The organism is Micromonospora aurantiaca ATCC 27029 (assembly GCF_000145235.1).
Taxonomy (GTDB): Bacteria; Actinomycetota; Actinomycetes; order Mycobacteriales; family Micromonosporaceae; genus Micromonospora; species Micromonospora aurantiaca.
This window is the reverse complement of record NC_014391.1, coordinates 5,295,774-5,320,463: the sequence shown is the minus strand read 5'-3', so window position 1 is coordinate 5,320,463 and position 24,690 is coordinate 5,295,774. Positions and strand designations below refer to the sequence as shown.

The 24,690-nt window shown below is 71.7% G+C and carries 23 protein-coding genes and 1 tRNA gene; 11 read left to right on the top strand and 13 right to left on the bottom strand.

What is annotated here, in order from left to right; all coding sequences use genetic code 11:
* The first annotated feature begins 135 nt into the window (after window positions 1-135).
* Complete coding sequence (locus MICAU_RS23430; RefSeq protein ID WP_013287829.1) at window positions 136-582, top strand: SRPBCC family protein; 447 nt, start codon at window positions 136-138, stop codon at window positions 580-582.
* A 138-nt stretch (window positions 583-720) separates the two neighbouring features.
* On the opposite strand, the gene aceE is transcribed toward MICAU_RS23430, so the two are convergent.
* Window positions 721-3,465, bottom strand: coding sequence for a pyruvate dehydrogenase (acetyl-transferring), homodimeric type (gene aceE / locus MICAU_RS23425; protein ID WP_013287828.1), 2,745 nt, complete (start codon window positions 3,463-3,465; stop codon window positions 721-723).
* 189 nt (window positions 3,466-3,654) lie between these two features.
* Here aceE and MICAU_RS23420 point away from each other — a divergent pair, with 189 nt between their 5' ends.
* Window positions 3,655-4,059 (top strand): secondary thiamine-phosphate synthase enzyme YjbQ, encoded by a 405-nt coding sequence (locus tag MICAU_RS23420; protein ID WP_030271630.1) that lies wholly within the window; start codon window positions 3,655-3,657, stop codon window positions 4,057-4,059.
* Between the two features lie 41 nt (window positions 4,060-4,100).
* Here MICAU_RS23420 and MICAU_RS23415 read toward each other — a convergent pair whose 3' ends face one another.
* The gene (locus tag MICAU_RS23415; RefSeq protein ID WP_013287826.1) at window positions 4,101-5,744 is read right to left on the bottom strand and encodes an alkaline phosphatase D family protein; all 1,644 of its coding nucleotides are present in this window, start codon (window positions 5,742-5,744) and stop codon (window positions 4,101-4,103) included.
* 186 nt (window positions 5,745-5,930) lie between these two features.
* Here MICAU_RS23415 and MICAU_RS23410 point away from each other — a divergent pair, with 186 nt between their 5' ends.
* The 5 genes from MICAU_RS23410 (at window position 5,931) to MICAU_RS23390 (ending at window position 10,133) form a co-directional block, all read left to right on the top strand.
* Window positions 5,931-6,401 (top strand): MarR family winged helix-turn-helix transcriptional regulator, encoded by a 471-nt coding sequence (locus tag MICAU_RS23410; protein WP_013287825.1) that lies wholly within the window; start codon window positions 5,931-5,933, stop codon window positions 6,399-6,401.
* A 62-nt stretch (window positions 6,402-6,463) separates the two neighbouring features.
* Window positions 6,464-8,881, top strand: coding sequence for a transketolase C-terminal domain-containing protein (locus tag MICAU_RS23405; protein ID WP_041799090.1), 2,418 nt, complete (start codon window positions 6,464-6,466; stop codon window positions 8,879-8,881).
* Between the two features lie 110 nt (window positions 8,882-8,991).
* The gene (locus tag MICAU_RS23400) at window positions 8,992-9,426 is read left to right on the top strand and encodes a DUF3052 domain-containing protein (RefSeq protein ID WP_013287823.1); all 435 of its coding nucleotides are present in this window, start codon (window positions 8,992-8,994) and stop codon (window positions 9,424-9,426) included.
* A gap of 81 nt (window positions 9,427-9,507) precedes the next feature.
* A complete protein-coding gene (locus tag MICAU_RS23395) occupies window positions 9,508-9,975 on the top strand; it encodes a peroxiredoxin (RefSeq protein WP_013287822.1) in 468 nt (155 codons plus the stop codon).
* Window positions 9,976-10,058: 83 nt separating this feature from the next.
* Window positions 10,059-10,133: transfer RNA gene (locus tag MICAU_RS23390), tRNA-Val, on the top strand.
* A gap of 309 nt (window positions 10,134-10,442) precedes the next feature.
* Here MICAU_RS23390 and MICAU_RS23385 read toward each other — a convergent pair.
* Together MICAU_RS23385 and MICAU_RS23380 are read right to left on the bottom strand one after the other, a co-directional pair.
* Window positions 10,443-11,309, bottom strand: coding sequence for a hypothetical protein (locus MICAU_RS23385; RefSeq protein ID WP_013287821.1), 867 nt, complete (start codon window positions 11,307-11,309; stop codon window positions 10,443-10,445).
* A gap of 359 nt (window positions 11,310-11,668) precedes the next feature.
* On the bottom strand, window positions 11,669-12,001 hold the full coding sequence (locus MICAU_RS23380; protein WP_244879663.1) for a hypothetical protein: 333 nt from the start codon (window positions 11,999-12,001) through the stop codon (window positions 11,669-11,671).
* Between the two features lie 103 nt (window positions 12,002-12,104).
* On the opposite strand from MICAU_RS23380, the gene MICAU_RS23375 reads away from it, so the two are divergent.
* Window positions 12,105-12,335, top strand: coding sequence for a hypothetical protein (locus MICAU_RS23375; RefSeq protein ID WP_221488010.1), 231 nt, complete (start codon window positions 12,105-12,107; stop codon window positions 12,333-12,335).
* Window positions 12,336-12,565: 230 nt separating this feature from the next.
* On the opposite strand, the gene MICAU_RS23370 is transcribed toward MICAU_RS23375, so the two are convergent.
* The 7 genes from MICAU_RS23370 to MICAU_RS23340 form a co-directional block, all read right to left on the bottom strand.
* Window positions 12,566-12,964 carry an Imm32 family immunity protein gene (locus MICAU_RS23370; RefSeq protein ID WP_013287819.1) on the bottom strand — a complete coding sequence of 133 codons (399 nt, stop codon included), beginning with the start codon at window positions 12,962-12,964 and terminating at the stop codon, window positions 12,566-12,568.
* Between the two features lie 55 nt (window positions 12,965-13,019).
* Window positions 13,020-13,373, bottom strand: a complete 354-nt coding sequence (locus tag MICAU_RS23365; RefSeq protein ID WP_013475631.1) for a hypothetical protein — start codon at window positions 13,371-13,373, stop codon at window positions 13,020-13,022.
* A gap of 131 nt (window positions 13,374-13,504) precedes the next feature.
* Window positions 13,505-14,317, bottom strand: a complete 813-nt coding sequence (locus MICAU_RS23360; RefSeq protein WP_244879662.1) for a hypothetical protein — start codon at window positions 14,315-14,317, stop codon at window positions 13,505-13,507.
* Between the two features lie 58 nt (window positions 14,318-14,375).
* On the bottom strand, window positions 14,376-14,834 hold the full coding sequence (locus tag MICAU_RS23355; RefSeq protein WP_013287816.1) for a hypothetical protein: 459 nt from the start codon (window positions 14,832-14,834) through the stop codon (window positions 14,376-14,378).
* A gap of 328 nt (window positions 14,835-15,162) precedes the next feature.
* Complete coding sequence (locus MICAU_RS23350) at window positions 15,163-16,875, bottom strand: ABC-F family ATP-binding cassette domain-containing protein (protein ID WP_244879661.1); 1,713 nt, start codon at window positions 16,873-16,875, stop codon at window positions 15,163-15,165.
* 200 nt (window positions 16,876-17,075) lie between these two features.
* The gene (locus tag MICAU_RS23345) at window positions 17,076-18,923 is read right to left on the bottom strand and encodes a glycoside hydrolase family 15 protein (protein ID WP_013287814.1); all 1,848 of its coding nucleotides are present in this window, start codon (window positions 18,921-18,923) and stop codon (window positions 17,076-17,078) included.
* 75 nt (window positions 18,924-18,998) lie between these two features.
* Window positions 18,999-19,955: an NAD(P)/FAD-dependent oxidoreductase gene (locus MICAU_RS23340; protein WP_013287813.1), complete on the bottom strand. Its 957-nt coding sequence runs from the start codon at window positions 19,953-19,955 to the stop codon at window positions 18,999-19,001.
* Between the two features lie 80 nt (window positions 19,956-20,035).
* Here MICAU_RS23340 and MICAU_RS23335 point away from each other — a divergent pair, with 80 nt between their 5' ends.
* Together MICAU_RS23335 and MICAU_RS23330 are read left to right on the top strand one after the other, a co-directional pair.
* Window positions 20,036-20,620: a helix-turn-helix domain-containing protein gene (locus tag MICAU_RS23335; protein ID WP_013287812.1), complete on the top strand. Its 585-nt coding sequence runs from the start codon at window positions 20,036-20,038 to the stop codon at window positions 20,618-20,620.
* A 56-nt stretch (window positions 20,621-20,676) separates the two neighbouring features.
* The gene (locus MICAU_RS23330; RefSeq protein WP_013287811.1) at window positions 20,677-21,474 is read left to right on the top strand and encodes an alpha/beta fold hydrolase; all 798 of its coding nucleotides are present in this window, start codon (window positions 20,677-20,679) and stop codon (window positions 21,472-21,474) included.
* A 1-nt stretch (window position 21,475) separates the two neighbouring features.
* Here MICAU_RS23330 and MICAU_RS23325 read toward each other — a convergent pair whose 3' ends face one another.
* Both MICAU_RS23325 and MICAU_RS23320 read right to left on the bottom strand, forming a co-directional pair.
* Window positions 21,476-22,903, bottom strand: coding sequence for an MFS transporter (locus tag MICAU_RS23325; RefSeq protein ID WP_013287810.1), 1,428 nt, complete (start codon window positions 22,901-22,903; stop codon window positions 21,476-21,478).
* A 74-nt stretch (window positions 22,904-22,977) separates the two neighbouring features.
* A complete protein-coding gene (locus MICAU_RS23320) occupies window positions 22,978-23,436 on the bottom strand; it encodes a MarR family winged helix-turn-helix transcriptional regulator (RefSeq protein WP_013287809.1) in 459 nt (152 codons plus the stop codon).
* Window positions 23,437-23,540: 104 nt separating this feature from the next.
* Between MICAU_RS23320 and MICAU_RS23315 the strand changes: the two genes are divergently transcribed.
* Complete coding sequence (locus MICAU_RS23315; RefSeq protein WP_013287808.1) at window positions 23,541-24,416, top strand: universal stress protein; 876 nt, start codon at window positions 23,541-23,543, stop codon at window positions 24,414-24,416.
* The last annotated feature ends 274 nt before the right edge of the window (window positions 24,417-24,690 follow it).

The window sequence follows — 24,690 nt, the reverse complement described above, 5'->3', positions numbered from 1 at the left end:
GACGCGCCATAGGCCGAGATGACTGGGTGACGCAAGGGAGTTCGGCGTGTCTTTTCCGAACCCGTCCGCTTAAGTCCGATTTACACATAGAGTGCCAAATATCGCGGATGTGATTTAAGTGGGGGAAAGATACTCATGATCCTCGTGGAACGAAGCGCGCACGTGGCGGCGCCGGTGGATGTGGTCTGGGACGTCGTGCAGCGCGCCGAGCAGCTGCCGGCCTGGCTGGCGGGAGTCCGCGCGGCCGAGGTCCTGTCCGGGGAGGGATTCGGGCGGCGGCAGCTGGTCCAGGCCGGACGCGGCGCCGCGCACGAGGCCGAGGTGATCGCCTTCCAGGAGCCGACCCTGATCGGCTGGCGCGAACGCGCGAAGGGCGCCGGCGCCCGGGCCGAGGCGCGCACCGAGATCTACGTCCAGCTGACCCCGGACGAGGAGGGTGGCGGCACCGTCGTACGCCTGATCGTCGTGCGGTGGCCCGCCGGACCCGTCAAGGCGGCCCTGCTCCGGCTCGGCCTGCGCCGGGTCGGCGCCGACCTGGAGGACTCGCTGGCCCGGCTGACCGACCTGGCCGCCGTCGGCTGACCGAGCCCGTCCCGGCGTCGCCCGCGATGGTGACGGCCCGGCGTTCCCGCCAGGGACGCCGGGCCGTCGTCGTCTGTGCCCGAGGTGTTAAGAAGGGGCCCCTCCTCTACCGGAGGCGTTAAGAAGGGGCCCTTCCTTTCAGCTGTCGCCGCCGGTCTCGCCGACCGGGGCGGCGTTGACGTCGTCCAGCGCGTACTTGCGGGCCGCGTCGGCCGGCACGTGCGCCGGCACCACGCCGCGCAGCGCGAGCTGGCGCAGCGTCGCGACCGCCACCGACTCGGCGTCCACGTGGAAGTGGCGGCGCAGCGCGTGCCGGGTGTCCGACATGCCGAAGCCGTCGGTGCCGAGCGAGGTGTAGTCCCCGGGCACCCAGCGCGCGATCAGGTCCGGCACCGCGCGCATCCAGTCGCTCACAGCGACCTTCGGCCCGTCGGCGTCGGCCAGCTTCCGCGCGATGTACGGCACGCGCGGCTCCTCGCCCGGGTTGAGCAGGTTGTGCTCCTCGCACTCCACCGCGTCGCGGCGCAGCTCGGTCCAGGACGTCACCGACCACACGTCGGCGGACACGCCCCAGTCCTCGGCGAGCAGCTGCTGGGCCTTGAGCGCCCACTGCATACCGGTGCCGGACGCGAGGATGTTCGCCTTCGGCGCGTCGTCACCGACCTGCGGCGCGGGGGAGTAGCGGTGGATGCCCTTGAGGATGCCCTCGACGTCCACGCCCTCCGGCTCGGCCGGCTGGAAGATCGGCTCGTTGTAGATGGTGAGGTAGTAGAAGATGTTCTCCTGCGCCTCGCCGTACATCCGGTGCAGGCCGTTCTCCACGATGTGCGCCAGCTCGAAGGCGAACGCCGCGTCGTAGGAGACCACCGCCGGGTTGGTGGCGGCGAGCAGCAGCGAGTGGCCGTCCTCGTGCTGGAGGCCCTCACCGTTGAGCGTGGTCCGGCCGGCTGTCGCGCCGAGCACGAAGCCCCGCGCCATCTGGTCCGCCGCCGCCCAGAACCCGTCGCCCGTGCGCTGGAAGCCGAACATCGAGTAGAAGATGTACAGCGGGATCATCGGCTCGCCGTGGGTGGCGTACGCCGTGCCCGCGGCCGTGAACGAGGCCACCGAACCGGCCTCGTTGATCCCCTCGTGCAGGATCTGGCCGGTGGTCGACTCCTTGTAGGACAGGAACAGCTCTCGGTCCACCGAGGTGTAGCGCTGGCCGTGCGGCGAGTAGATCTTCTGGGTCGGGAACAGCGAGTCCATACCGAAGGTACGGGCCTCGTCCGGGATGATCGGCACCCAGCGCTTGCCGAACTCCTTGTCCTTCATGATGTCCTTGAGCAGGCGGACGAACGCCATCGTGGTGGCGACCTTCTGCTTGCCCGACCCGCGCTTGACGTCGGAGAACCGCTCGGTGCCCGGGATGGCCAGCGTCTTGCGCGCGGTGCTGCGCGTGGGCAGGTAGCCGCCGAGCTGCTGACGCCGGTCCTTCAGGTACGCGATCTCGTCGGACTTCTCGCCCGGGGTGTAGTACGGCGGGAGGTACGGGTTCTCCTCCAGCTGCTTGTCCGGGATGTCCAGGTAGAGGCGGTCGCGGAAGAGCTTCAGGTCCTCCAGCGTCAGCTTCTTCATCTGGTGGGTGGCGTTGCGGCCCTCGAAGTGCGAGCCGAGCGTCCAGCCCTTGATCGTCTTGGCGAGGATCACCGTCGGCTGGCCGGTGTGCTCCATCGCCGCCTTGTAGGCCGCGTAGAGCTTGCGGTAGTCGTGGCCACCCCGCTTGAGGTTCCAGATCTCGTCGTCGGACAGGTGCTCGACCATCTTGCGGGTCCGCGGGTCGCGGCCGAAGAAGTGCTCCCGCACGTACGAACCGGACTCCGCCTTGTAGGTCTGGTAGTCACCGTCGGGCGTGGTGTTCATCAGGTTGACCAGCGCGCCGTCGGTGTCCGCGGCGAGCAGCGGATCCCACTCGCGGCCCCAGACCACCTTGATGACGTTCCAGCCGGCGCCCCGGAAGAACGCCTCCAGCTCCTGCATGACCTTGCCGTTGCCGCGGACCGGTCCGTCCAGGCGCTGGAGGTTGCAGTTGATCACGAAGGTGAGGTTGTCCAGCTCCTCGCGGGCGGCCACGCCGATCGCGCCGAGCGACTCGACCTCGTCCATCTCACCGTCGCCGAGGAACGCCCAGACGTGCTGCTGGGAGGTGTCCTTGATGCCGCGGTGGTGCAGGTAGCGGTTGAACCGCGCCTGGTAGATCGCGTTCAGCGGGCCGAGGCCCATGGAGACGGTGGGGAACTCCCAGAAGTCCGGCATCAGCCGCGGGTGCGGGTACGACGGGAGCCCGCCGCCGGGGTGCGACAGCTCCTGCCGGAAGCCGTCGAGCTGGCTCTCGCTGAGCCGGCCCTCCAGGAACGCCCGCGCGTACATGCCGGGGGAGGCGTGACCCTGGTAGAAGATCTGGTCACCGCCGCCCGGGTGGTTCTTGCCCCGGAAGAAGTGGTTGAAGCCCACCTCGTAGAGGGACGCCGAGCTGGCGAACGTGGAGATGTGCCCACCGACGCCGATCTCCGGGCGCTGCGCCCGGTGCACCAGCATCGCGGCGTTCCACCTGATGTACGCCCGCAGCCGCCGCTCGACGTGCTCGTCACCCGGGAACCACGGTTCGCGCTCCGGCGGGATCGTGTTGATGTAGTCGGTGGTGGTCAGTGACGGCACCCCGACCTGCCGCTCGCGGGCCCGCTCCAGCAGGCGCAGCATGACGTACCGGGCTCGCTTTGTCCCGCGCTCGTCGATGACACCGTCGAGTGACTCGACCCATTCGCTGGTCTCTTCAGGGTCGATGTCCGGAAGCTGGCTCGGCAGACCAGCGGTGATCACCGGGCGCTTGCGTTCCGTAGCCACAGGCGTTCCCTCGGTTTCGTGTGGGATAGGTCTCTAGCGCCATCCTGCCCCCTGGTGGCGTGTGCCGTCACCTCTCCCACCCCCAGACGCGACGCTGAACACAGGTACCCATCAGTAACTTTGCGCTATCGCCGGATGCGCTATCGGCGGGCGGGGCGGTGAACCGGGCACTGCGGCAGAATGCGCCGTATGCGCAGTGAGGTGATCACCGTCCGGACCGGCTCCCGGCCGACCGTCCGGGACATCACGAGCGAGGCCGAGCGGTTCGTGTCCGGGGCCGGCGACGGCCTGCTGCACGTCTTCGTCCCGCACGCCACCGCCGGGCTGGCGATCATCGAGACCGGTGCCGGCTCCGACGACGACCTGCTCCGGGCGCTCGACGACCTGCTCCCCACCGACGACAGGTGGCGGCACCGGCACGGCTCTCCCGGGCACGGCCGCGACCACGTGCTGCCGGCGTTCGTGCCGCCGTACGCGACGCTGCCGGTGCTCGGCGGGCGGCTCCAGCTCGGCACCTGGCAGTCGATCTGCCTGGTCGACACCAACGGCGACAACCCCGACCGTCAGGTGCGCTTCTCGTTCCTGGCCGGCTGACCGGCCGGACCGGGCGTGTGACGCCCGGCCCGGCCGCGCCGTCACGGGCGGACCGTCTCCGCCTCCACCGTCTGCCGGCCCTGGTCGACGCCGGGGGCGGCGGTGCGCGCCGCGGCCGGCGGCCGGTCGTGGGTCAGGTTCAGCCCGGGTACGCGGTCCTCGATCACGAACGTGGCCCGGGTGTACGCGGGCGCGTCCGGTCGGCTCACGTACGGCAGGACGTCGAAGTCGGCGGTCAGCTCGGTCGGGGTGATCGTGGTGCGGACGTACCCCCGAAGGTTGTTCTGGAAGCGCAGGTGCGGGTTGAACGCCAGCCACGGGTGCGAGCCGGTCGGCGAGTCGGCGCCGTCCCCGGTCGAGGTGATCGACGAGCAGACCAGCTCGCTGCCGACGGTGCGCGAGGTCGGGTCGGCGTAGTCCAGCTTCAGGTCACTGGCCCAGTGCGCGTGCACGTCGCCGGTGAGCACCACCGGGTTGCGCACCCCGGCGGCCGTCCAGCCCCGGGTGATCCGGTCCCGGGATGCGACGTACCCGTCCCAGGCGTCCATGCTCGTCACCGTCAGCGGACCGGAGTTGTTGTCCCGCTGGGCGAAGAACACCTGCTGGCCGAGCAGGTCCCAGCGGGCCTCGGAACGGCGGAAGCCGTCCAGCAGCCACGCCTCCTGCGCGGCGCCGGTGATCGAGCGGGTCGGGTCGGACGCCTCGGCGCAGCTCTTGTAGCCGTCACCGCACGCCTGGTCGTCCCGGTACTGCCGGGTGTCGAGCATGTGGAAGGTGGCCAGCCGGCCCCAGCGCACCCGCCGGTAGAGCTGCATGTCGATGCCGCGCGGGATCGAGGTGCGGCGCAGCGGCATGTTCTCGTAGTACGCCTGGAACGCCGCCGCCCGCCGTGCGGGGAACTCCGGGTCGGGCGCCTCGGGCACCTCGTCGGCCCAGTTGTTCTCCACCTCGTGGTCGTCGAAGACCACCACCCAGGGCGCGACCGCGTGCGCCGCCTGGAGGTCGGTGTCGGTCTTGTACTGGGCGTGCCGCTGCCGGTAGTTCGCCAGCGTCCGGGTCTCCGGGCCCTCGTGGTCGCGCGGGTTGCCGCCGGGGACGTTGTACGTGTCCTTGGCGTACTCGTACTGGTAGTCGCCGAGGTGCAGGATCAGCTCCGGCTCGGTCTCGGCCAGCCGCCGGTACGCGGTGAAGTAGCCGTGCTCGTACTGCGAGCAGGAGGCGAAGCCCATGGCGAGCGCGGAGGGCATCGACCACGGCGCCGGGGCGGTGCGGGTGCGCCCGGCCGGGGACGCCCAGCGTTCGGCCCGGAACCGGTAGAAGTACTCCCGTCCGGGCAGCAGGCCGTCCAGTTCGACGTGCACGCTGTGCGCGGACTCCGGCCGGGCCAGCCGTACGCCGCGGCGCACCACGTGCCGGAAGCGCTCGTCGGCGGCCACCTCCCAGGACACCGGCACGACCCGCGACGGCATGCCGCCCAGGCCGTCCTCGGCCAGCGGCTCCGGCGCCAGCCGGGTCCAGAGCACGAAGCCCTCGTGGTCCGGGTCGCCGGAGGCCACGCCGAGCGTGAACGGGTCGCGGCGCAGCGGGCCGGGCGACGCGGCGGCCGCGACCGGCAGGCCGGCTGCCGCGCCGGCGGCGCCGAGCGCCGCGCCGCTGAGCAGGATGGTACGTCGGGACAGAGCCACGGTTTTCCTCCCCGGAGTCCGGTTCGTCGACTCCCGGCAGCCTCACGGACGTCGATGGCCGTCAGGTGAAGGGCGGACGACCGGCCGGGAATTTCCGCCGAACAGCGCTTCATGATCGGCAATCGGTTGCAGGAGGTGCCTGACCGTTCGGCTGATCGAAGATCGACTCGCCCATACGATGATCGGATGGCGCAATCCACCGTTCCCACCGTCCGTGACCGGGCGGACCTGGCCGGGGAGACCGTGCGCCGGATCCTGCACGTCGCCGCCGCGTTGCGGCACCACCAGGACGAGGGGATCGCGGCACTGGGCCTCACCCCGGCGGTCGCCAGGGCGCTGCACGAGCTGGACCCGGACCGCCCGCTCCCGGCCCGTGACCTCGCCGAGCAGCTCGGCTGCGACAGGTCCAACGTCACCGGCCTGGCCGACAAGCTGGAGCAGGCCGGGCTGGTGGAACGGCGTACCGATCCGGCCGACCGGCGGCAGAAGGCGCTCGTGGTCACCGGGCGGGGGCGGCAGGTACGCGACCGGGTCCGCCAGGTGATGTCGGACTCCCGACTCCTCGACGCCCTGAGCACCGACGAACTGGCCACACTGCGGGACCTGGTGCTCAAGGTGTCCGACGGAGGCTGTCCGCAGGAGTGTGGCCAGGTCTGAGCCACGCCGGGCGGAACGTGTCCGAGTGGGCGAGGCGGGCCCGAGTCGGTAATGCTGTCCGCGTGACCACCCCGCACGATCTCGACGACCGGCTCCGAGCCGAACTGGCCGCGCTCGGGGCGCCCGACCAGCGGCGCGACCTGGGCGAACCGCTGCCCGACGGCGGTGCGTTGACCGGGGCGCAGGCGCTGGCCCTGTTCGACGCGCAGCTGACCAGCCGGCTGCTCGACCTGGCCGGGCGGTGGCTGTCGGGCTTCGGTGAGGGGTACTTCACTGTCGAGTCGGCCGGTCACGAGGGCGACGCCGCGGTGGCAGCCGCGCTGCGGCCGACCGATCCCGCGCTGCTGCACGCCCGCTCCGGCGCGTTCTACTGCCTGCGCGCCGCCCAGGCCGCCAGCGCCTTCCCCGCCCCGGAACCGGGAAGATCTTGGAACGAAAGTGCCCCTACGGGGGCCGTTTCCTACCAAGATCTCGAAGGGCCGGGCGCGGGGGAGACGGAGGCGGGGAGTCTTCCCGTGGGCGCCGGGATCGTCGTGGACGCGGACGGGGACGCGACTGTCGTCGTACCCGATCTGCCGCAGCCCGCGCCCGACGACGCGTTCGCGGCGGCGGCGCGCGACGTGCTGCGCGGCATCGTCGCCTCCGCCGAGGAGCCCGCGGCCGGCGGGCGGGCGAAGGTCTTCGGCCGCGCCGACCTGGCGGTCGTGCCGACCACGTCGGCCGCCGGTTCGCACCTGCCGCGCGCCGTCGGCCTGGGGCTGGCGCTGGAGCGGCTGCGCCGCGGCACGCGGCCCGCCGACGGCGAGGCCGAGGCGGCGCCCTGGCCCGCCGACGCCGTGGTGGTCTGCGCCTTCGACGACGGCGCGGCCGACCACGCCGCGGCCACGGCCGCGTTGAACACGACCGGCTGGTACGACCACACCGGCCTGCGCATCCCGGTGCTGTTCGTCTGCGCCGACGGCGGCACCTCCGCCGAGGGCTGGGTGGCCGCCACGCTGCGGGCCCGGCCTGGCATCAGGTACTTCGCCGCCGACGGCACGGACGTGGCCGCGACCTACCGGGTCGCGGCGGAGGCGGCGGAGTGGGTACGCCGGCAGCGCCGGCCCGCCGTGCTGCACCTGAGCGCGGTCCGCCTGATGGAGCAGGGTGACGGCGACGCGGCCCGCGACCCGCTGCTGGCCACCGCGCGGCTGCTGGTGACCTCCGGGTACGCCAGTGGCGAGGAACTGCTGGCCCGCTACGACGAGCGGGGCTGGCAACTGCGCCGCGTCGCCGAGGAGGTGCTGGACGAGCCGAAGCTCGCCTCCCCGGTCGAGATCGTGCGGGAGCTGGCGCCGCGCCGGCCGGTGCGGGTGTCCCGCGCGGTCGCCGAGGCGGCGGCGCACGCGGCCGGGCCGGGCGCGGGAGCGCGGGCGGAGGCGTTCGGCGGCAAGCCGCCGGAGCTGACCGGCCCGCTCACGCTGGCGCAGAGCATCAACGCCGCGCTCGCCGACGGCATGCTCGACTACCCCGGGACGGCGGTGTTCGGCCACGACGTGGCCGCACAGGGTGGGGTGTACGGCGTGACCGAGGGGCTGCGGGACCGGTTCGGGGCGGCGCGCGTGTTCGACACGCTGCCGGACGCGACCTCGATCCTCGGGCTCGGGCTGGGCGCCGGGCTGGCCGGTCTGCTGCCGGTGCCCGAGATCCGCCACCTCACATCGCTGCACGGCGCCGAGGACCAGCTCCGCGGCGAGGCGGCCACCATGCGGTTCCTGTCCCGGGGCGAGTTCCGCAACCCGATGGTGGTGCGGGTGCCCGGCCTGGCGAGCCCGGAAGGACTCGGCGGCCACGACCGCAACGACGACTCGCTGGGGGCGCTGCGGGACGTGCCGGGGCTGGTGGTGGCCGTGCCGGCCCGGCCGGACGACGCCGCGCCGATGCTGCGGACCTGCCTGGCGGCGGCCCGGGTGGACGGCAGCGTCTGCGTGTTCGTGGAGCCGATCGCGCTCTACCACGTGCGCGACCTGTACACGGACGGTGACGACGAGTGGACCGCCGAGTACGCCGAGCCGGGCACCTGGGCGGACCGGCACGTGCCGATCGGGCGGGCTCGCGTCTACGGGATCGGCTCCGCCGAGGACCTCACCATCATCACGTTCGGTAACGGGGTGCGGATGTCGCTGCGTGCCGCCGCCACGCTGGCCGAGGAGGGCGTGGGCAGCCGGGTGGTGGACCTGCGCTGGCTGGCCCCGCTGCCGGTGGCCGACATCATCCGGGAGTCCTCGGCGACCGGCCGGGTGCTGGTGGTGGACGAGACGCGGCGAACCGGCGGGGTGGGCGAGGGCGTCCTGTCCGCGCTCGTCGACACCGGGTACGTGGGCGCTGCACGCCGCGTAGCCGCACTTGACTCGTTTGTACCATTAGGTCCGGCTGCCCGTCAGGTTCTGGTCTCCGCGGAAGCCATCACCCAGGGTGCCCGTACGCTGCTGGCACGGTAAATTCCGTTCCACCCGGTGCGCCACTTGCGCGGCGAGCCGCAACTGTGTGGACTGAGCCCGACGGTGTCACCCGACGCCACGAGCAGGGATAGATGAGGAGGCACTCGACAGTGAGCGCGACCGCTGGCCAGGCCGACGGGGTACGCAGCCTGGCGGACCGGTTCGGTATCGAGCCGGGCATGGTCGTCATGGAGATGGGCTACGACGACGACGTCGACACCGATCTCCGGGACGCCCTGACCGACCGCTGTGGGGAACTCGTCGACGAGGACACCGACGAGGTGGTCGACGCGGTTCTGGTCTGGCACCGCGACGGCGACGGTGACCTGTTCGAGCTCCTCGTCGACGCCCTCGGGCCGCTCGCGGACAACGGCGTGGTCTGGCTCCTGACCCCGAAGGCCGGCCGCGACGGTCACGTCGAGCCGAGCGAGGTCGCGGAGAGCGCGCAGACCGCCGGGCTCCAGCAGACCTCCACCATCAACGCCGGCCGCGACTGGAGCGGGGCCCGCCTCGTCATGCGTCGCGGGTCCAAGAGCAAGAAGTAGGGCGGCGCCGCACACCCGGCGACCGCGGTCGCCGGGTGTGGCAGGCTGATCATCTCCAGACCCGATCCCGAGGGAGCACGCATGCCCATCGAGGTTGGCGCCGAGGCGCCCGACTTCCTGCTCAAGGACCAGAACAACCAGGAGGTCCGGCTCTCCGACCTCCGCGGTAGCAAGACCGTGCTGCTGGTCTTCTACCCGCTCGCCTTCACCGGCATCTGCCAGGGCGAGCTGTGCGAGGTGCGGGACAACCTCAACGAGTACGTCAACGACGACGTCCAGGTGCTGACCGTCAGCGTCGACTCCGTGTACGCCCACAAGATCTGGGCCGACCGGGAGGGCTACCAGTTCCCGCTGCTGTCCGACTTCTGGCCGCACGGCGCGGTGGCGCAGGCGTACGGCGTCTTCAACGACGTCGCGGGCATCGCCAACCGGGGCACCTTCGTCATCGACAAGGCCGGCGTGGTCCGGTTCGCCGAGATGAACATGCCCGGCGAGGCGCGCGACCAGCAGGGCTGGCGCAAGGCACTGGCCGAGGCCGTCGCCGCCTGAGTCCCACACCCCAGGCACGTCGTTGCGCGGGGCCGGAGGCGGGCAGGTAAGCTGGCCGCTCCGGCCCGCCGTACGGGCGTTCCGGGCGCGTAGCTCAGTGGGAGAGCACTCGCCTTACAAGCGAGGGGTCGCAGGTTCGAAACCTGCCGCGCCCACCACCCACCAGCAGTGAAAACCGTCCCGAGAAGATCATTCCTCGGGGCGGTGACAGCAACAGGGGCTTACGTCGGCGTGCCGGGCGATGGCCTGGACGACGTGCGGCGGGACGCGCAACTCCGTCAGCAGCGAGACGACGGTGTGCCGCAGGTCGTGCAGCCGGACCTCGGGCAGCCGGCTTTCTCTCGGAGGCCGGCGAAGTGCAGGGCGAGATCACCAGCGCGAAGCCAAGAAGGGTCTGCTGCACCGATATCGGCGTTCGGTGGCTGTAGCGGCGCGCTCCTGGGATGAGGCTGTGCAGCGTCTCTCGGTCAGGGTCTAAGCGCCGGTAGCAAGACTGGCGCGATGAACGCTGCGACCGACACCAGCCCGGCGGCGACGGCGAGGGTGATCATGGCCCACCTCGGCGCTCTTACGACCTGACTGTCGGTGCTACCGGCGCTGGTCACGTCGCGCAGCATCGCCACGATTCGCTCGACGGTGCGCGCCTGGGTCCGCCCGTTGGTTCGGTACCTGCTGTTGCCGGCGTCCAATATGGGTGAGTCGACCCGGAACTGGACGTAGTCGCCGTTGCTCAGGTCGAGACGGATCTTTACGCCGCGCTGGGAGAAGTCGCCGAGCATGTGCCGGGGTATCGATATGCGGCGCAGCGCCGTCTCGATGCGGAGATATTCCGGTGTGACGACGAACCGGGCGGCCGGCCCGGCCAGGTAGCAGCCGGCAACGCCGCTCGCGGCGAGCGCCAGTTCAAGCAGGCTGCCAGCGCGGGGCTGCTCATCCCAGTTCACCAGAGCGGCGCCGGCGAGCCCGCCAGCGATGACCGCCATATACAGGTAGGCAATGCCGCTGCTACGTCGTAGCGAGCGCCGCTGCCTCCCGACGTGGTGTGTCACCCCCAGTTCGTGGGGAACCTTCGGCAGGGTCGAGTCTGCGTACCTCAGGGCGTTGGCCGAGGTGATTCGTCCAGCCACCGCTACCAGAAGCGCGACGGCACCGAATATCGCCGGGACCATGAATCTGCCGCCTCCATCGGCGACCTCGGCCGGGGTGCGGACCGCCCAGAGGACCGCCGCAACGGCCAACAGCAGCAGCCCGACGCCCGACACGATCAGCGTCAGCCCCCAAGTCCAGATGAGCGCGCCGTTGTCGTGCCACTCGACACGTGATCGCTTGCCCACGCCACACCCCCGGCCGATGCCCGCCGGCTACGCGACCGGCGGCCGATCATGTTAAGAGCACCGCCAAGTCATGTGAAGAGCACCGGTCCAATCGGCCGCCTGCACTGATCGGCGTTCAGCGGACGTGTCGCCCAGCAACCGCTGAACCACAGCCGCGCCAGGCTCGCTGCGGCAAGCTGCCTACGGCCATGACCGGCAACTCCTAGACGTGAGACGGGCCAGGGCGCGGCTGCCGACAGCAGCGGTGACCGTGCAGACGGAGCGCCCAGAACTTACAAGCGAGGGTCGCAGGTTCGAAACCTGCCGCTCCCACCATCAAGGGAAGGGTGCCACCACGCGAAGCGAATCCCGGCCACACCTCAACGCTTCCGCCCCGCATATCGGAGCGCGAGTCGTCGGATGATGGCCTTCCCGTCGGTAGCTGGTAGCCAGCTTGCTTCCTCGTGTGATTCGCTCTCTTCCCACTCAGGGATGTCGGAAGGGTCTTCGCCTCCGATGCCGAGCCATACCTCGCTGTGACGGGCACGGAAGTAGAACCGCTCGCCACTCGGCAAGTGACCTTCCATCTGCACCGGAGCTGCCTCACACGTCATCTGCGCCTCCCAGCCTTCGCTTTGCAAGGTGGTGGCGAGGCGGAGCCAGGAGGCCATGTGCTGCTGCATCCACCCCTGTGGCGCAGTCTCCTGGTCCATGCGGTCATGGTTCCACATCACGTGGGGACCTTGGCCGCACGAGACACCTCTGGTGGGACGACGGACGAGCGTCGAATGCTGCTGGAGCCGTAGGGTGCCGGACATGCCTGAGGAAGAGGAAGTCGTTCTTCGTCTCGACCGACCGTCAGCGACGGCGCTTGCCGACCTGATCTACAACGTCGGGGAGCACCAGGCCGCCGGCATGGCCATCGCTGAGCTGTCGATGGACGACAGCGAGCGGCTCGGACGGGTGCTCCGTGACCTCTGGCGAGCCTTGGGCGTCCCGCTTCCGTACGGTGGTGTCAGCGGCAGAGAACCTCGTCGCCGGATCTGAGTCCCCGCGCTGGGAGTCGCTGACAGCACGGGCGGGCGTAAGAAGGGCTCAGTCGACGACCAAGTGCTGGTGGCATCGGTCGCCGGCGGTGTGCCGAGAACGGTGCCCCGCCTGCTGGGTCGACGGGTCGACTTCAAGGCACGGAGCCGGTTCGAACTCGGGTCAGGCCCGGGCAGCGGGGAACACCTCACCAGAATCCCCGATGCTCCTATTTGGCCCAGGCTGTGGGGCTACCGCGTCGGCATGCCACCGTGAGGGCTGTTGACGATCAAGCTGACCGATGTCGGGGCTAGGTAGGGGTGATCCGGGAAGTAGTCGATGTGCAGGTGGCCGCCGCCCTGGTCGGCCGCCATTGCCTCGACGTTCGACGCGAGGACGGCCAGCGGGGCGGAGGCGCCGGAAATCTGGAGAAGACCGCGTGCGTCGTCTATCGAGATGAGGACCATGCGGTGGGCTGCGGTCGAGACCTGGAGGCCGGAGAGTGCGGTGCCGCCGAAGTCGTCCGTGGCGTCAGGCTCCGCAGCATGGCCTCCGCTTCCGGCCACGATCAGCGCGGCCAAGGCGTGGTATTCACCGGCGGTTCCGGAGATGTCGACTTCACCGGACGCTGGATAGAAAAGGATCTTCATGCGGAATCTCCATCGCTCCCGGCTCATCCTCATGCCTGTTCGTGCGTCGCCCGCGCTAGTGATCGTCGATCATCGGCTCGGCCCACGCGGCGTGGTCGAACTCCCAGGTCCAGGTGATGCCGTCGGACCTGCCCGTGGCCGAGTCGACGGCAGCGGCGATCAGATGCTGCCCTGCGGGCACGATGGCGACCCGTCGCCGGACTCGCTTCGTGTGACGGATCCGGTACTCCAGGCCCTCGACGGCCACCACTCCGCAGTCGTTGCGCGGCTGGTCGACGGAGGACGACTCCACTGTCACAGGCCAGCCTTCCTGGTGGGTCTTGTAGAGCCAGACCTCTAAGGCCCGTTGCATGCCCTGGTTCTCTGATACCCGGGCGATGATTTCGATCGGGTCGGTACGGTTGTCCATCTCGTCTTCTGCCGTGGGCTGAGAATGCACCTTGTGGTTCGGGGTTGCGGTCTTTTGAGCGAACATAGATGACAGTCGCTGATGCCAGTCGCCCGGCCGGCGTGTGTCGACGGCGGCGGGGCGGCTCGGTTCTAACCTGGCGTGGAGACGGTCTCGACGATCGCCGTTGCCAGGGACGTCGCCTTCTCCTGAGCGATTGCGGTGACGTCGGCGGCGGTGCTCCGTTTGGGCGGCCAGAAGGTGAGCGCCTCGACACTGATGAGCAGCGAGCCGTGCGCGAAGATCAGCCGCGCGTTGCCCGGCAGGAACGGCATTCCTTCCGCGTTTTCAGGGTTCACCCGGCTCACCGTCGCCGTGGTCAGCCGCGCGCTCGTCGATCCGATGGTCATCGTGCGTGCGCCCCACCGGGCGGTGGCCATCCCGATGTTGAGTCGGAATTCCTTACTCGGGCAACGTGCGGTGCGCGCCCTACGCGCGGCCGCAGCGGCCGCCGAGGCATCGCGCAGACCGATCACCGTGATGTTCATAAGGGTTGTCGGGGGCTGGACGTCGGCGAAGATCCCTACGGGATTGACCTCCAGGCCCGCGCCCCACACCTGATCGAACTCCAACCCGCCCCCGTTCGACCGGTCGGGGTCGGCAATGAGCAGGTCGCAGGGTTCATAGGGCTCGCCGACCTCGATCGTGCGCTCCCGGATGTCGTCGCCGACGTCGGCCCGCTCGACCAGCTGGCGAATCGTCGCCATCAGCGCCTCTTGCTCGGTGGGCGATGCCGACGGCGCGGGATTCACGGAGGGCGCCGGAGGCGGTGGCGGGTCGGCTCGTGTGACGCAGCCGGCAAGGCCCAGTACCACCAGTACACCGGCGACGAAGGATCCGCCGCGAACCCGATCAACGATCCTCACGAATCCCCGCTTCCACTCGGGGTGCAGCATATGGCTCATCACGTCTGGCGTTTGCCCGTGCGCGGTCGCTGCGGTAGACGAGACACGCGGGAGCCGCTCAGGCTGGATGGTCGCGCAGGAACGACTGGGCCGCCACCTTAGCGGCCGCAGTCGCCTCCTCGGTCTGGTCGAAGGCCGGGCCCCATCCGACGTACAGCTCCAGGAAACGATCGGCCACGGGTCGCAGTTCCGGCAACTGGGAATAGGCCGCGTGCCAGTAGATCTCGTACGCCAGGTCCTCGGCGTCACCGTCTCCCGTAACGATGTCCGCCGCTGCCTGACGCATGAGATGCAGTCGGGCGCCGCGCTCGTCCGGCACCGGCGAGCCGAGTTCGTCCATCGCCTGCCGGAACAGGTCGACGGCCTCCCGCGATTGGCCCTTCGACAGGCCGGCAAGCTCAATCAGGCCCGGCGAGTCGACGCCTCGGATCAGAGCGTGAGCAGCCGCCATCGGCAGGTCGTCGCCGACGGATTCGTCCATCGCCAGCCGGACGGCGAGATCGCGCAGGTGCTCCACGCCCGAGAGGCTAGGCGATTTGCGAGGGCAGCGTCGGCCGTCGCGGTGCGGCGTAGCGCGGGGTCAGCGGATGCGCGTGGTGGGCGCGGCTGACTCCGTACCCCTGCTGGCAGGTGGAATGGGCGACCAGCCGGCAGGCGCGGGCGGTCACCGCGCGGTTCCTGGAGGACGCGCGGTGACCACCCACGGCCCGGTCATGCCGGGTCTGGCCTTGCGCCGGCCGGCGCACTGCACCGCCGCTTCGTCGGGTGGACCCGGGAGGTCCGTCCGCACGAGCGATATGACTGAGAGGCATATTTATGCCTCTCAGTCATATCGCTCGAAGTCATCAACCTTCAGGCAGGCATGACCCTGTGTGACCGGACGGCCCGGCGTCGTCGGCGGTGAGGGGCAGCGTGGGCCAGGCCGCCAGGTCCTGGAGCATCTGCCGGTCGTGGGTGGCGACGACCACCGCGGCCCTGGTCGTCAGCAGGGCCGCGGTGAGGTCGTCGACCAGCGGCGCCGACAGGTGGTTCGTGGGTTCGTCGAGGATCAGCAGGTCGGGACGCTCGGCCAGGCGCAGCGCCAGGTTCAGCCGCCGTTGCTGTCCGTGCGACATCCGGCCGACCGGGGTACGCCGGGCCTCGGCGTCGAGCAGGTTCGTCGCGCCCAGCGGCAGGGCCGTGCCGGAGCCGAGGCGCCCGGTGGAGCGCAGCCGGCCCACGTGCTGCTCGTATAGGTCGTGGGCGAGCATCAGGGGCGGCCAGTCGGGCACCTCCTGACCGAGGTACGCCACCCGCGCCCCGGACGGGTGGCGGACCTCCCCGGTCGACGGCACGAGGTCGCCGGCCAGCACGGAGAGCAGCGTCGACTTGCCCGCGCCGTTGGGCCCGGTCACCAGCAGCCGGTCCCCGCCGTCGAGCGTGAGCGTGACCCGGGTACGCAGACGCCCGGCCACCGTCACGTCGTGGCACCGCAGGATCGGCAGTCCGGCCCGGGTGTCCAGCGGCGGCCAGCGCAGCGGCTGAGGTGGCTCCGGGACGGTGATCCGGTGCTCGTCGAGCGCCTCCTGCCGGCGTCGCAGCGCCTGCACCAGGCCGGGGGCGCGGGACTGGCGCTGGTGCTTGCCGTGGCCCTTCTCCGGACGCCAGCCGGTGCTGAGCCGGCCCTGCGCCTCCCGTACCGCGTCGGCCAGCCGCTGGTGCTCGGCCTGCTGCGCCTCGTGGTCGCGTACCCAGTGCGCGAAGTCGCGGCGACGCCCGTCCTGCCAGGCCGCGTAGGCCCCGGCGTAGCGGCGCGGGCGCCCGTCCGCGCTGGGGTCGAGGTCGAGGAACTCCGTGGCCACGTCCCGCAGCAGGGCGCGGTCGTGGGTCACCAGCACCACGCCGCCCGGGTGCTCACGCAGCCGCGCGGTGAGGAAGGCCAGGCTGGCCGCGTCGAGGTGGTTGGTCGGCTCGTCCAGCATCAGCAGGTCGACCCGGGCCCCGAGCAGGCACGCCAGCCGGACCCGGTAGCGCTGGCCGACCGACAGCGTCGCCAGCGGGCGGTCCCGGTCCGGGCAGGCGTCGAGACCGGCCAGCGCCACGTCGACGCGACGCTGCGCGTCCCAGGCGTCCAGCCGGGTCGCCGCGTCGAGCGCTGTGGCGTACGCGTCGTCCGCGCCCGCCCGGCCCTCGGCCAGCGCGTCGGCGGCGTCGTCCAGCGCCCGCAGTGCGCGTTCGGACTCACGGATCGCCCCGTGGACGAGCGTGCCCACCGTCTCGCCGTTGCGCGCCTCCAGGTTCTGCCGGGCGACGCCGATCGTGCCCAGCCGTTCCACGGTGCCCTGGTCGGGCACGAGGATGCCGGCCAGCACGTGGAGCAGGGTGGTCTTGCCGCGGCCGTTCTCGCCGACGATCGCCAGGCGGGATCCGGCGGAGACGGTCACGCCGACGTCGGACAGCACGACCCGGCCGCCGCGTACGACGCGAACGCCGTCGGCCCGGACGTGCGCCCGGTGCCCGGCGGGCAGCGAACCGCCTGAGGTGGATGGGGATGAAGGTACGTGGTCGAGGTTGTTCACAGTCCGCTCTCGGCTCGTCGTGGAGCCGGGCAGCGCGAGGACACCGCCCGGCGGGAACGCCAGGACGGCGGAGCAGAGCTGGTACGTCAGAAGAAGCCGGTCACCCTGCCGCCGTCAGCGGAGGGACCAGGGCTTCATGACGGCGGCGTGGAACCTCATGCGGTCAAGGCTACCCGGGGCCGGGCCGGAGATCACCGGAGTTACCGGCGGAGGCGGGCGTCGGCCTCGGCGTCGAGCAGGTCGTTCACCGCCAGCGCCGAGTTGATCAGCGCGAGGTGGCTGAACGCCTGCGGGTAGTTGCCGATCTGCTCACCGGTGGAGGCGATCTCCTCGGCGTAGAGGCCGAGGTGGTTGCTGAAGGTGAACATCTTCTCCAGGGTGAGCCGGGCGTCGTCCAGCCGGCCGGAGCGGGCCAGCGCCTCGACGTACCAGAACGTGCACATGTTGAACGTGCCCTCGTGGCCGGGCAGCCCGTCGGGGGAGTGCAGCGGGTCGTACCGGTGGACCAGGCTGTCCGAGACCAGATCCCGCTCGATCGACTCCAGGGTGGACAGCCACAGCGGGTCGCTGGGCGTGACGAAGCCGACCGCCGGCATGTAGAGCAGGGCGGCGTCGAGCACGTTCTCGTCGTACGCCTGCACGAAGCTGCCGCGTTCCCGGTGGAAACCGCGGGCCATGACCTGGTTGTAGATCCGGTTGCGTTGCTCGGTCCAGCAGCTCATGTCCCCGGGCCGGCCGGTCCGGGTGGCCAGCCGGATGGCCCGGTCCAGCGCCACCCAGGACATCACCCGGCCGAACGTGTAGTTGCGGGGGTGGTGCCGGCTCTCCCAGATGCCGGCGTCGCGCTTGTCCCAGTTGTGGCAGAGCCAGTCGACCAGGCGCACGGTGCTCTTCCACACCTGGTGCGACACCCGGATGCCCTGCTCGTCGGCGAGGTGCATGGCGTAGAGCGCCTCGCCGTGGATGTCGAGCTGGAGCTGGTCGGCCGCGCCGTTGCCGATCCGAACCGGGCGGGAGCCCCGGTATCCCTCCAGATGGTCGAGCACCTCCTCGTGCAGGTCCGAGGACCCGTCCACCCGGTACATGATCTTCAGCGGGTCCTGGTGGTCGCCTGCTTCGCGGATGCGCTCGTCCAGCCAGTCCATGTACCGGCTGACCTCCTCGGTGAACCCGAGACCGAGCAGCGCGTGCACCGAGAACGAGGTGTCGCGTACCCAGGTGTAGCGGTAGTCCCAGTTGCGGGAGCCGCCGACCAGCTCGGGCAGCGCGGCGGTCGGTGCGGCGATCATCGCGCCGGTCGGCGCGTACGTCATGAGCTTGAGCGTGATGGCGGAGCGCTCGACCATCTCCCGCCAGCGCCCGGTGTAGCGGGAGCGTTCGACCCAGCGCCGCCAGTAGTCCCGGGTCCACTCGAACATGCCCTGGACCTCTTCCGGCGGGATGATCCGGGGTTCCTCACTGCCGGTCTCCAGGATCACCCCGCCGGTGTCGCCCTCCTTCAGGGTGCCGTAGGCGATCAGGTCGCCGCCCTCCATGCGGATCTCGCCGGTCTGGGCCCAAAGCTGCCGCACGGGGTCGATCGGGTTGAAGGTGAGCGTCGCCGACGGGCTGCGGAACAGGTAGCCGTTGCGGTGCCGCTCCAGGTCGTGGCGCTCGCGTGCGTAGTCGAACCGGGGCCGGCACTCCACCCGGAAGCGCATGCTGCCGCGCACCATGTTGACCATGCGCACGATGCGGTGCGAGTCGGTGACCCGTTCGCCGGTGACCGGCATGAAGTCCATCACCTCGGCGACGCCGTCCGCGCTGATGAACCGGGTGATCAGGATCGGTGTGCCGGGCAGATAGAGCTGCTTGGTGACGTACCGGACCTCGTGCGGGGCGATCTGGAAGAAGCCGCCCTTCTCCTTGTCCAGCAGCGCGGCGAAGATGCTCGGCGAGTCGAAGCGCGGAGCGCAGAACCAGTCGATCGTGCCGTCACAGGTCACCAGCGCGGCGGTCTGGAGGTCGCCGATGAGCCCGTGATCCTCGATCGCCGGATAACCCTTCACATCGCCCCCCAGGTTCCGACTGCCCTCTCCGACTCAACCTAGGGGAAGAATTGTCAGGTTAGGGGTGATTCGTGGTCACCCACCCGCCCGCGCGCCACGGTGCGCCTCGACCGCCCGCTGGGTCTCCGCCTGCACCAGGTCCGCGTTGATCATCGCCGCGGTCCAGGCGCCCGCCGCCGCGGCGGCGCCGACCTGCGCCGACAGGTTCGTCACGTTGCCCGCGACCCACACCCCAGGCACATCGGTACGCCCCGACTCGTCGGCCGGCAGGTACTCGCCCATCCCGCTGGGGTGCGGTTGCGGACGCAGGCCCAGCCCGGCCAGGAACCCGGCGCGCGCCACCATCCGGGGCGCGACTGTGAGCACCTCGCGGTCGACGGTGCGGCCGTCGCGCAGGCGTACCCCGGTCAGCCGGTCCCCGGCCGTCTCGACGGCCGCGATCTCGCCCTCGACCACAGGCACGCCGCGCGCGGCGAGCTGCTCGGCCTGCTCGTCGGTGAGCGGTGGCGCCGTGTGCCGCAGGTAGACCACGTCGTCGCTCCACTGCCGGAACAGCAGCGTCTGGTGCACCGACATCGGGCCGCTGCCGATCACCCCGATCGGCCGCTCGCGTACCTCCCAGCCGTGGCAGTACGGGCAGTGCACCACGTCCCGCCCCCAGCGCTCGCGCAGGCCGGGCACATCCGGCAGCTCGTCGACCAGGCCGGTGGCGACCAGCACGTGCCCGGCGCGTACCCGGCGGCCGTCCGCGAGCGCCACCGCGAACCCGTCGCCGTCGCGGTCCACCGTCTCGACCCGGCCCTCGGTCAGGTGCCCGCCGTAGCGGCGCACCTCGTCCCGGCCGCGCGCCAGCAGCTCGGCCGGCGGCACGCCGTCGTGCCCCAGCAGCGCGTGCACGCCGTCGGCGGGCGCGTTGCGGGGCTCGCCTCCGTCCACCACCAGCACCGAGCGGCGTGCCCGGGCCAGCATCAGCCCGCCGTTGAGCCCGGCCGCGCCGCCGCCGATCACCAGTACCTCGTAGTTCTCGGTCATCGTGACCACCTCCGCGACCAGACTGCGGCCGGACCCGGCAGAACTGCAAACTCCGTTGCTGATGTGGCAAACTGGCCGGCATGGACGACGACCTCGACCAGGCCCTCGACGCGGTCGGCCCCCGGCTGCGCGCGCTCCGCCGCGAGCGGGAGACCACCCTCACCGACCTCTCCGCCGCCACCGGCATCTCGGTGAGCACGCTGTCCCGGCTGGAGTCCGGCGGTCGCAAGCCCACGCTGGAACTGCTGCTCCCGCTGGCCCGCGCGCACGGCGTCACGCTCGACGAACTGGTCGGCGCCCCACCCACCGGCGACCCGCGCGTCCACCTGCGGCCGGTCGCCGCGTACGGGATGACCATGCTGCCGCTCACCCGCCGCGCGGGCGGCATCCAGGCGTACAAGCTGATCATTCCGGCCGGCGGGCGGTCCGAGCCCGAGCCGAAGACCCACGAGGGGTACGAGTGGGTCTACGTGCTCAACGGGCGGCTGCGGCTCGTGCTCGGCGAGCACGACCTGGTGCTCGAACCCGGTGAGGCGGCCGAGTTCGACACCCGCGTACCGCACTGGTTCGGCCGCGCCGACAGCGAGGGGGTGGAGTTCCTCAGCCTCTTCGGCAGCCAGGGCGAACGCGCCCACCTGCGCGCCCGCCCCCGCGCGTCCCGCTGAGACCGCCGCGGCGGTAAACGCGCCCGCCACGCCGCCGGGGGCGCGACGATCGGCGGGTGACCTATGCGGACGTCGGCGGGCTGCGGATCTGGTACGAGGAGCACGGCACCGGCAAGCCGCTGGTCCTGCTGCACGGCGGATACGGGTCGACGGAGACGTTCGCGCCGGTGCGGCAGGCGCTCGCCGCGCGCCGCCGGCTGATCGCCGTCGACCTGCGGGGCCACGGCCGCACCGGCGGTCTGGACCGGCCGCTGCGGTACGAGTCGATGGCCGACGACGTCGCCGGGCTGCTGCGTCACCTCGGCCTGCCGCGCGCCGACGTGCTCGGCTACTCGCTCGGCGGCGGGGTGGCCCTGCGTACCGCGATCCAGCACCCCGCCCTGGTCCGCCGCCTGGTGCTCGTCTCCACGCCGTTCCGGCGGCACGGCTGGTACCCGGAGACGCTGGCCGCGATGTCCGCCCACGACGAGCGCGCCGCCGAACGCATGCGCGGCACCCCGCCGTACGAGCGGTACGCGCGGGTCGCGCCCCGCCCGCAGGACTGGCCCCTGCTCTGGGCCCGCAGCGGGGACCTGCTGCGGCGCGACTACGACTGGTCCGCCGAGGTGGCCGCGCTGCCGATGCCGGTGCTGCTGGTCTTCGCCGACGCGGACGCGATCCCGGTCGGTCACGCGGCGGAGTTCTTCGGCCTGCTCGGGGGCGGCCACCGGGACGCGGGCGGCGACGGCGCCGACCGTCCCGCGTCCCGGCTCGCGGTGCTGCCGGGGCTCACCCACTACGACGTGGTGGCCTCACCGGCGTTGCCGGCGGCGGTGCTGCCGTTCCTCACCCATCCGGCGCGCGCCCCCGGCTGACTCACCCCACGAGCGCCGGAGCCTCGGCCCGCTCGGCCGTGCGGGGGCGCAGCAGCGCGTACGCGAGCACGACGGCGACCACCACGAGCCCCGCGCCGACCGCGAACGCCGCGTGGAAGCCGCTGGTCAGGGCCGTTGCTCTGTCGTCGCCGAGCGCGACCCGGTCGGCGGTACGGGCGGCGGCCAGCGTGGACAGCACCGCGACGCCGAACGCCATGCCGAGCTGCTGGGTGGTGTTGAACAGCCCGGAGGCGAGACCGGCGTCCTCGGCGCGGGCGGCGGACATGCCGAGCGCGGTGAGCGCCGGCAGCACCAGCCCGAACCCGCCGGCGAGCAGCATCACCGGGAGCACGTCGGGCAGGTAGCGGCCGTCCACCGGCACCCGGGCCAGCAACGCGAACATGGCGGCGAGCAGCACGAGCCCGGCGATCAGCACGGCCCGCTCGCCGAAGCGGGCGTTGAGCCGGGCCGAGACGCCGAGCGACACCGCGCCGATGACGACAGCGGCCGGAAGCAGCGCCAGCCCGGTGCGGGTGGCGTCGTAGCCGAGCACCTGCTGGAGGTAGAGCGTGACGAGGACCTGGAACGCGAACGTCGCGGCCACGGTGAGGATCTGCACCACGTTCGCCACGGCGACGCCGCGCGAGCGCAGCAGCCGCAGCGGCATGAGCGGGCGGCGCGCGGTGGCCTGCCGGAGCACGAACCCGGCGACCAGCGCGGCGGCGAGCGCGCCCAGGCCGAGCGTGTGCGCCGACGTCGCGCCGTACCGCTCGATCGTGACCACCGTGTAGATGCCCAGCACGAGCCCGGCGGTGACCAGCAGCGCGCCCGCCACGTCGGCTCCGGCGGCCAGGCCCAGGCCCCGGTCGGCGGGCAGCGTACGGACCGCGAGCGCGATCGTCGCCAGGCCGATCGGCAGGTTGATCAGGAAGATCCAGTGCCAGCCCAGTGCGTCGGTGAGCAGGCCGCCGGCGACCTGGCCGATCGCCGCGCCGGCGGCGCCGGTGAACGCGAACACGGCGAACGCCCGCGCCCGCCCGGCGGCGTCGGGGAAGAGCGTGACCAGGATGCCGAGGCTCACCGCCGTGGCCGCCGCGCTGCCGACGCCCTGGAGGAAGCGGGCCGCGACGAGCGTGGCGCTGTTCGCCGCCACCCCGGCCAGCACGGAGGCGGCGGTGAACAGCGCGGTGCCGCCGAGGAACATCGTCCGGCGCCCGATCAGGTCGCCGAGCCGGCCGGCGAGCAGGAGCAGGCTGCCGACCGCGATCAGGTACGCGTTCACCACCCAGCTCAGGCCGGCCGGGGAGAAGCGCAGGTCGCGCTGGATGGCCGGCATCGCCACGGTGACGATGCTGCCGTCGAGGATGGTCATCAGGGCGCCGGTGGCGAGCACGCCGAGGGCGAGCCGCCGGGAGCGGGGAGCGGACATGGAGTCCTCCTGTCGAGAGGTGCGACAGGAGAGACCGTAGCGGATAGTTCCGTTACAGACAATCTATTGAGGGACTATTGGCGGGCCCGTCGGGCCGGCTTCGGGCTCTGCACAGGCGTGGCCAGGTGGCCTGCGGTCAGGCGTTCCAGCGCGCGCAGGAAGACCTTCCGCTCGTCGTCGGGCAGGCTCGCCAGCGCCTCGGCGTGCACCCGGTCGACGATCTCCTGGCTGCGCGCGGCCACCCGGGCGCCCTCCTCGGTGACCGCGATGATCCGCGCCCGCCGGTCCGTACGCGACGGACGCCGCTCGGCCAGCCCGGCCTGCTCCAGCGCGTCCACCGTCACCACCATCGTCGTCTTGTCCATGTCGCCCATCTCGGCGAGCTGGATCTGCGTACGCTCCTCGGGCAGCGCGTGCGCGAGCACGCAGTGCATCCGTGCGGTCAGCCCGATCTCGGCGAGCGCCGCCGCCACCCGGGTACGCAACACGTGGCTGGTGTGGTCGAGGAGGTACGACAGGTCCGGGGTGCTCATCCGCCCAGCGTACCGATGATTCCGTGGCGGATGATCCGGCTCGGATCCGGTCCGGGCCCGGATACGATCTTGTGAGATGTCGTCGGTGAGAGAGGTTGGGTGCGGTGAGCGACGAGCACGGCAGGCAAGTGGTGGTGGGTTACGACGGGTCTCCGGCCGCTAGCGCCGCCATCGAGGTGGGCGCGTTGCTGTTTCCCGGCGCGCACGCGTGGATCGGGCATCTGTGGACGCCTCCGTTCGCCAGCGAGGAACTGCGCAAGCGGCTCTGGACCGGCACCCGCAACATCAACGTGTTCGTGGAGGCGATCGAGCGCGAGGGCGGCCGGGAGGCCGACCGGATGACGGCGGTCGGCGTGATGCTGGGCCGGGCCGCCGGCTGGGACGCCGAGCCGCTCGTGTGCCGCAGCTACGGCGGCGAAGGGCTCCGGCTCGCCGAGCTTGCCGACGAGAAGCAGGCCGACGTGCTGCTGCTCGGCTCGCGGGGCCTCGGCGGCGCCCGCGCGGTGCTCGGCAGCGTCTCCGACATGGCCGTGCACTACAGCCCGCGTCCCGTGCTGGTCGTGCCGCACCCGCTGCTGACCGACGAGTACGACGCGCTCGCCGCCGGGCCGGTGGTGGTCGGCTGGGACGCCTCGGCCGGATCCGAGGCCGCGCTCGCCGCCGCCCGTCGCCTCTTCCTGGAGCGGGAGGTCGTCCTGGTCGCCGTCGACGGCGACGAGGGGGATGCGCCGGAGACTGTCGACGGGCAGCCGGTGACCACGGTGCGCGTCCGCGCCGGAGGCGGCGCCCCGGGCCGCGCGGTGGCCGACGCGCTCTCCGTCGTCGCCACCGAGCGCAAGGCGAGCGTGGTCGTCGTCGGTTCGCGCGGCCGCACGGCGGTCCGCAAGATCCTGCTCGGCAGCGTCGCCATGGCCACGCTGCACCGCGCCCACCGGCCGGTGATGGTGGTGCCGCAGAGCCCGGTCCGCGAAGCCGAGTAGTCCTCCGCGCCGACCTCACGGGTGTCTCCCCGGCCGGGGAGACACCCGTGGCGTTTCACCCGCGTCACTGACGCCTGCGGCGGCAGCCCGAGCCGGTCCGGCAGCGCCGCCCCGCGCGAGCCCGCCGGGGCGGGCCGGCCGTCCCCGCGTACCGTCAGCGGCACGGCCGCCACCAGCGCCAGCACCGCCGTGACCACCGCGACGGTCCGCCACCGCGTGCGCCGCGCGGTCCGCACCGCCCGGTCGTGCACCGGGTACGCGGGCACCCCGGCCG

Excerpts from the sequence above, each read along its gene's own strand:
- MICAU_RS23365 (WP_013475631.1), bottom strand. The coding sequence starts at position 13,373 with ATGGACAACCGTACCGACCCGATCGAAATCATCGCCCGGGTATCAGAG.
- MICAU_RS23420 (WP_030271630.1), top strand. The coding sequence starts at position 3,655 with ATGCGCAGTGAGGTGATCACCGTCCGGACCGGCTCCCGGCCGACCGTC.
- MICAU_RS23430 (WP_013287829.1), top strand. The coding sequence starts at position 136 with ATGATCCTCGTGGAACGAAGCGCGCACGTGGCGGCGCCGGTGGATGTG.
- MICAU_RS23375 (WP_221488010.1), top strand. The coding sequence starts at position 12,105 with ATGCCTGAGGAAGAGGAAGTCGTTCTTCGTCTCGACCGACCGTCAGCG.
- MICAU_RS23360 (WP_244879662.1), bottom strand. The coding sequence starts at position 14,317 with ATGAGCCATATGCTGCACCCCGAGTGGAAGCGGGGATTCGTGAGGATC.
- MICAU_RS23410 (WP_013287825.1), top strand. The coding sequence starts at position 5,931 with ATGGCGCAATCCACCGTTCCCACCGTCCGTGACCGGGCGGACCTGGCC.
- MICAU_RS23370 (WP_013287819.1), bottom strand. The coding sequence starts at position 12,964 with ATGAAGATCCTTTTCTATCCAGCGTCCGGTGAAGTCGACATCTCCGGA.
- MICAU_RS23340 (WP_013287813.1), bottom strand. The coding sequence starts at position 19,955 with ATGACCGAGAACTACGAGGTACTGGTGATCGGCGGCGGCGCGGCCGGG.
- MICAU_RS23380 (WP_244879663.1), bottom strand. The coding sequence starts at position 12,001 with ATGGACCAGGAGACTGCGCCACAGGGGTGGATGCAGCAGCACATGGCC.
- MICAU_RS23320 (WP_013287809.1), bottom strand. The coding sequence starts at position 23,436 with ATGAGCACCCCGGACCTGTCGTACCTCCTCGACCACACCAGCCACGTG.
- MICAU_RS23325 (WP_013287810.1), bottom strand. The coding sequence starts at position 22,903 with ATGTCCGCTCCCCGCTCCCGGCGGCTCGCCCTCGGCGTGCTCGCCACC.
- MICAU_RS23335 (WP_013287812.1), top strand. The coding sequence starts at position 20,036 with ATGGACGACGACCTCGACCAGGCCCTCGACGCGGTCGGCCCCCGGCTG.
- MICAU_RS23395 (WP_013287822.1), top strand. The coding sequence starts at position 9,508 with ATGCCCATCGAGGTTGGCGCCGAGGCGCCCGACTTCCTGCTCAAGGAC.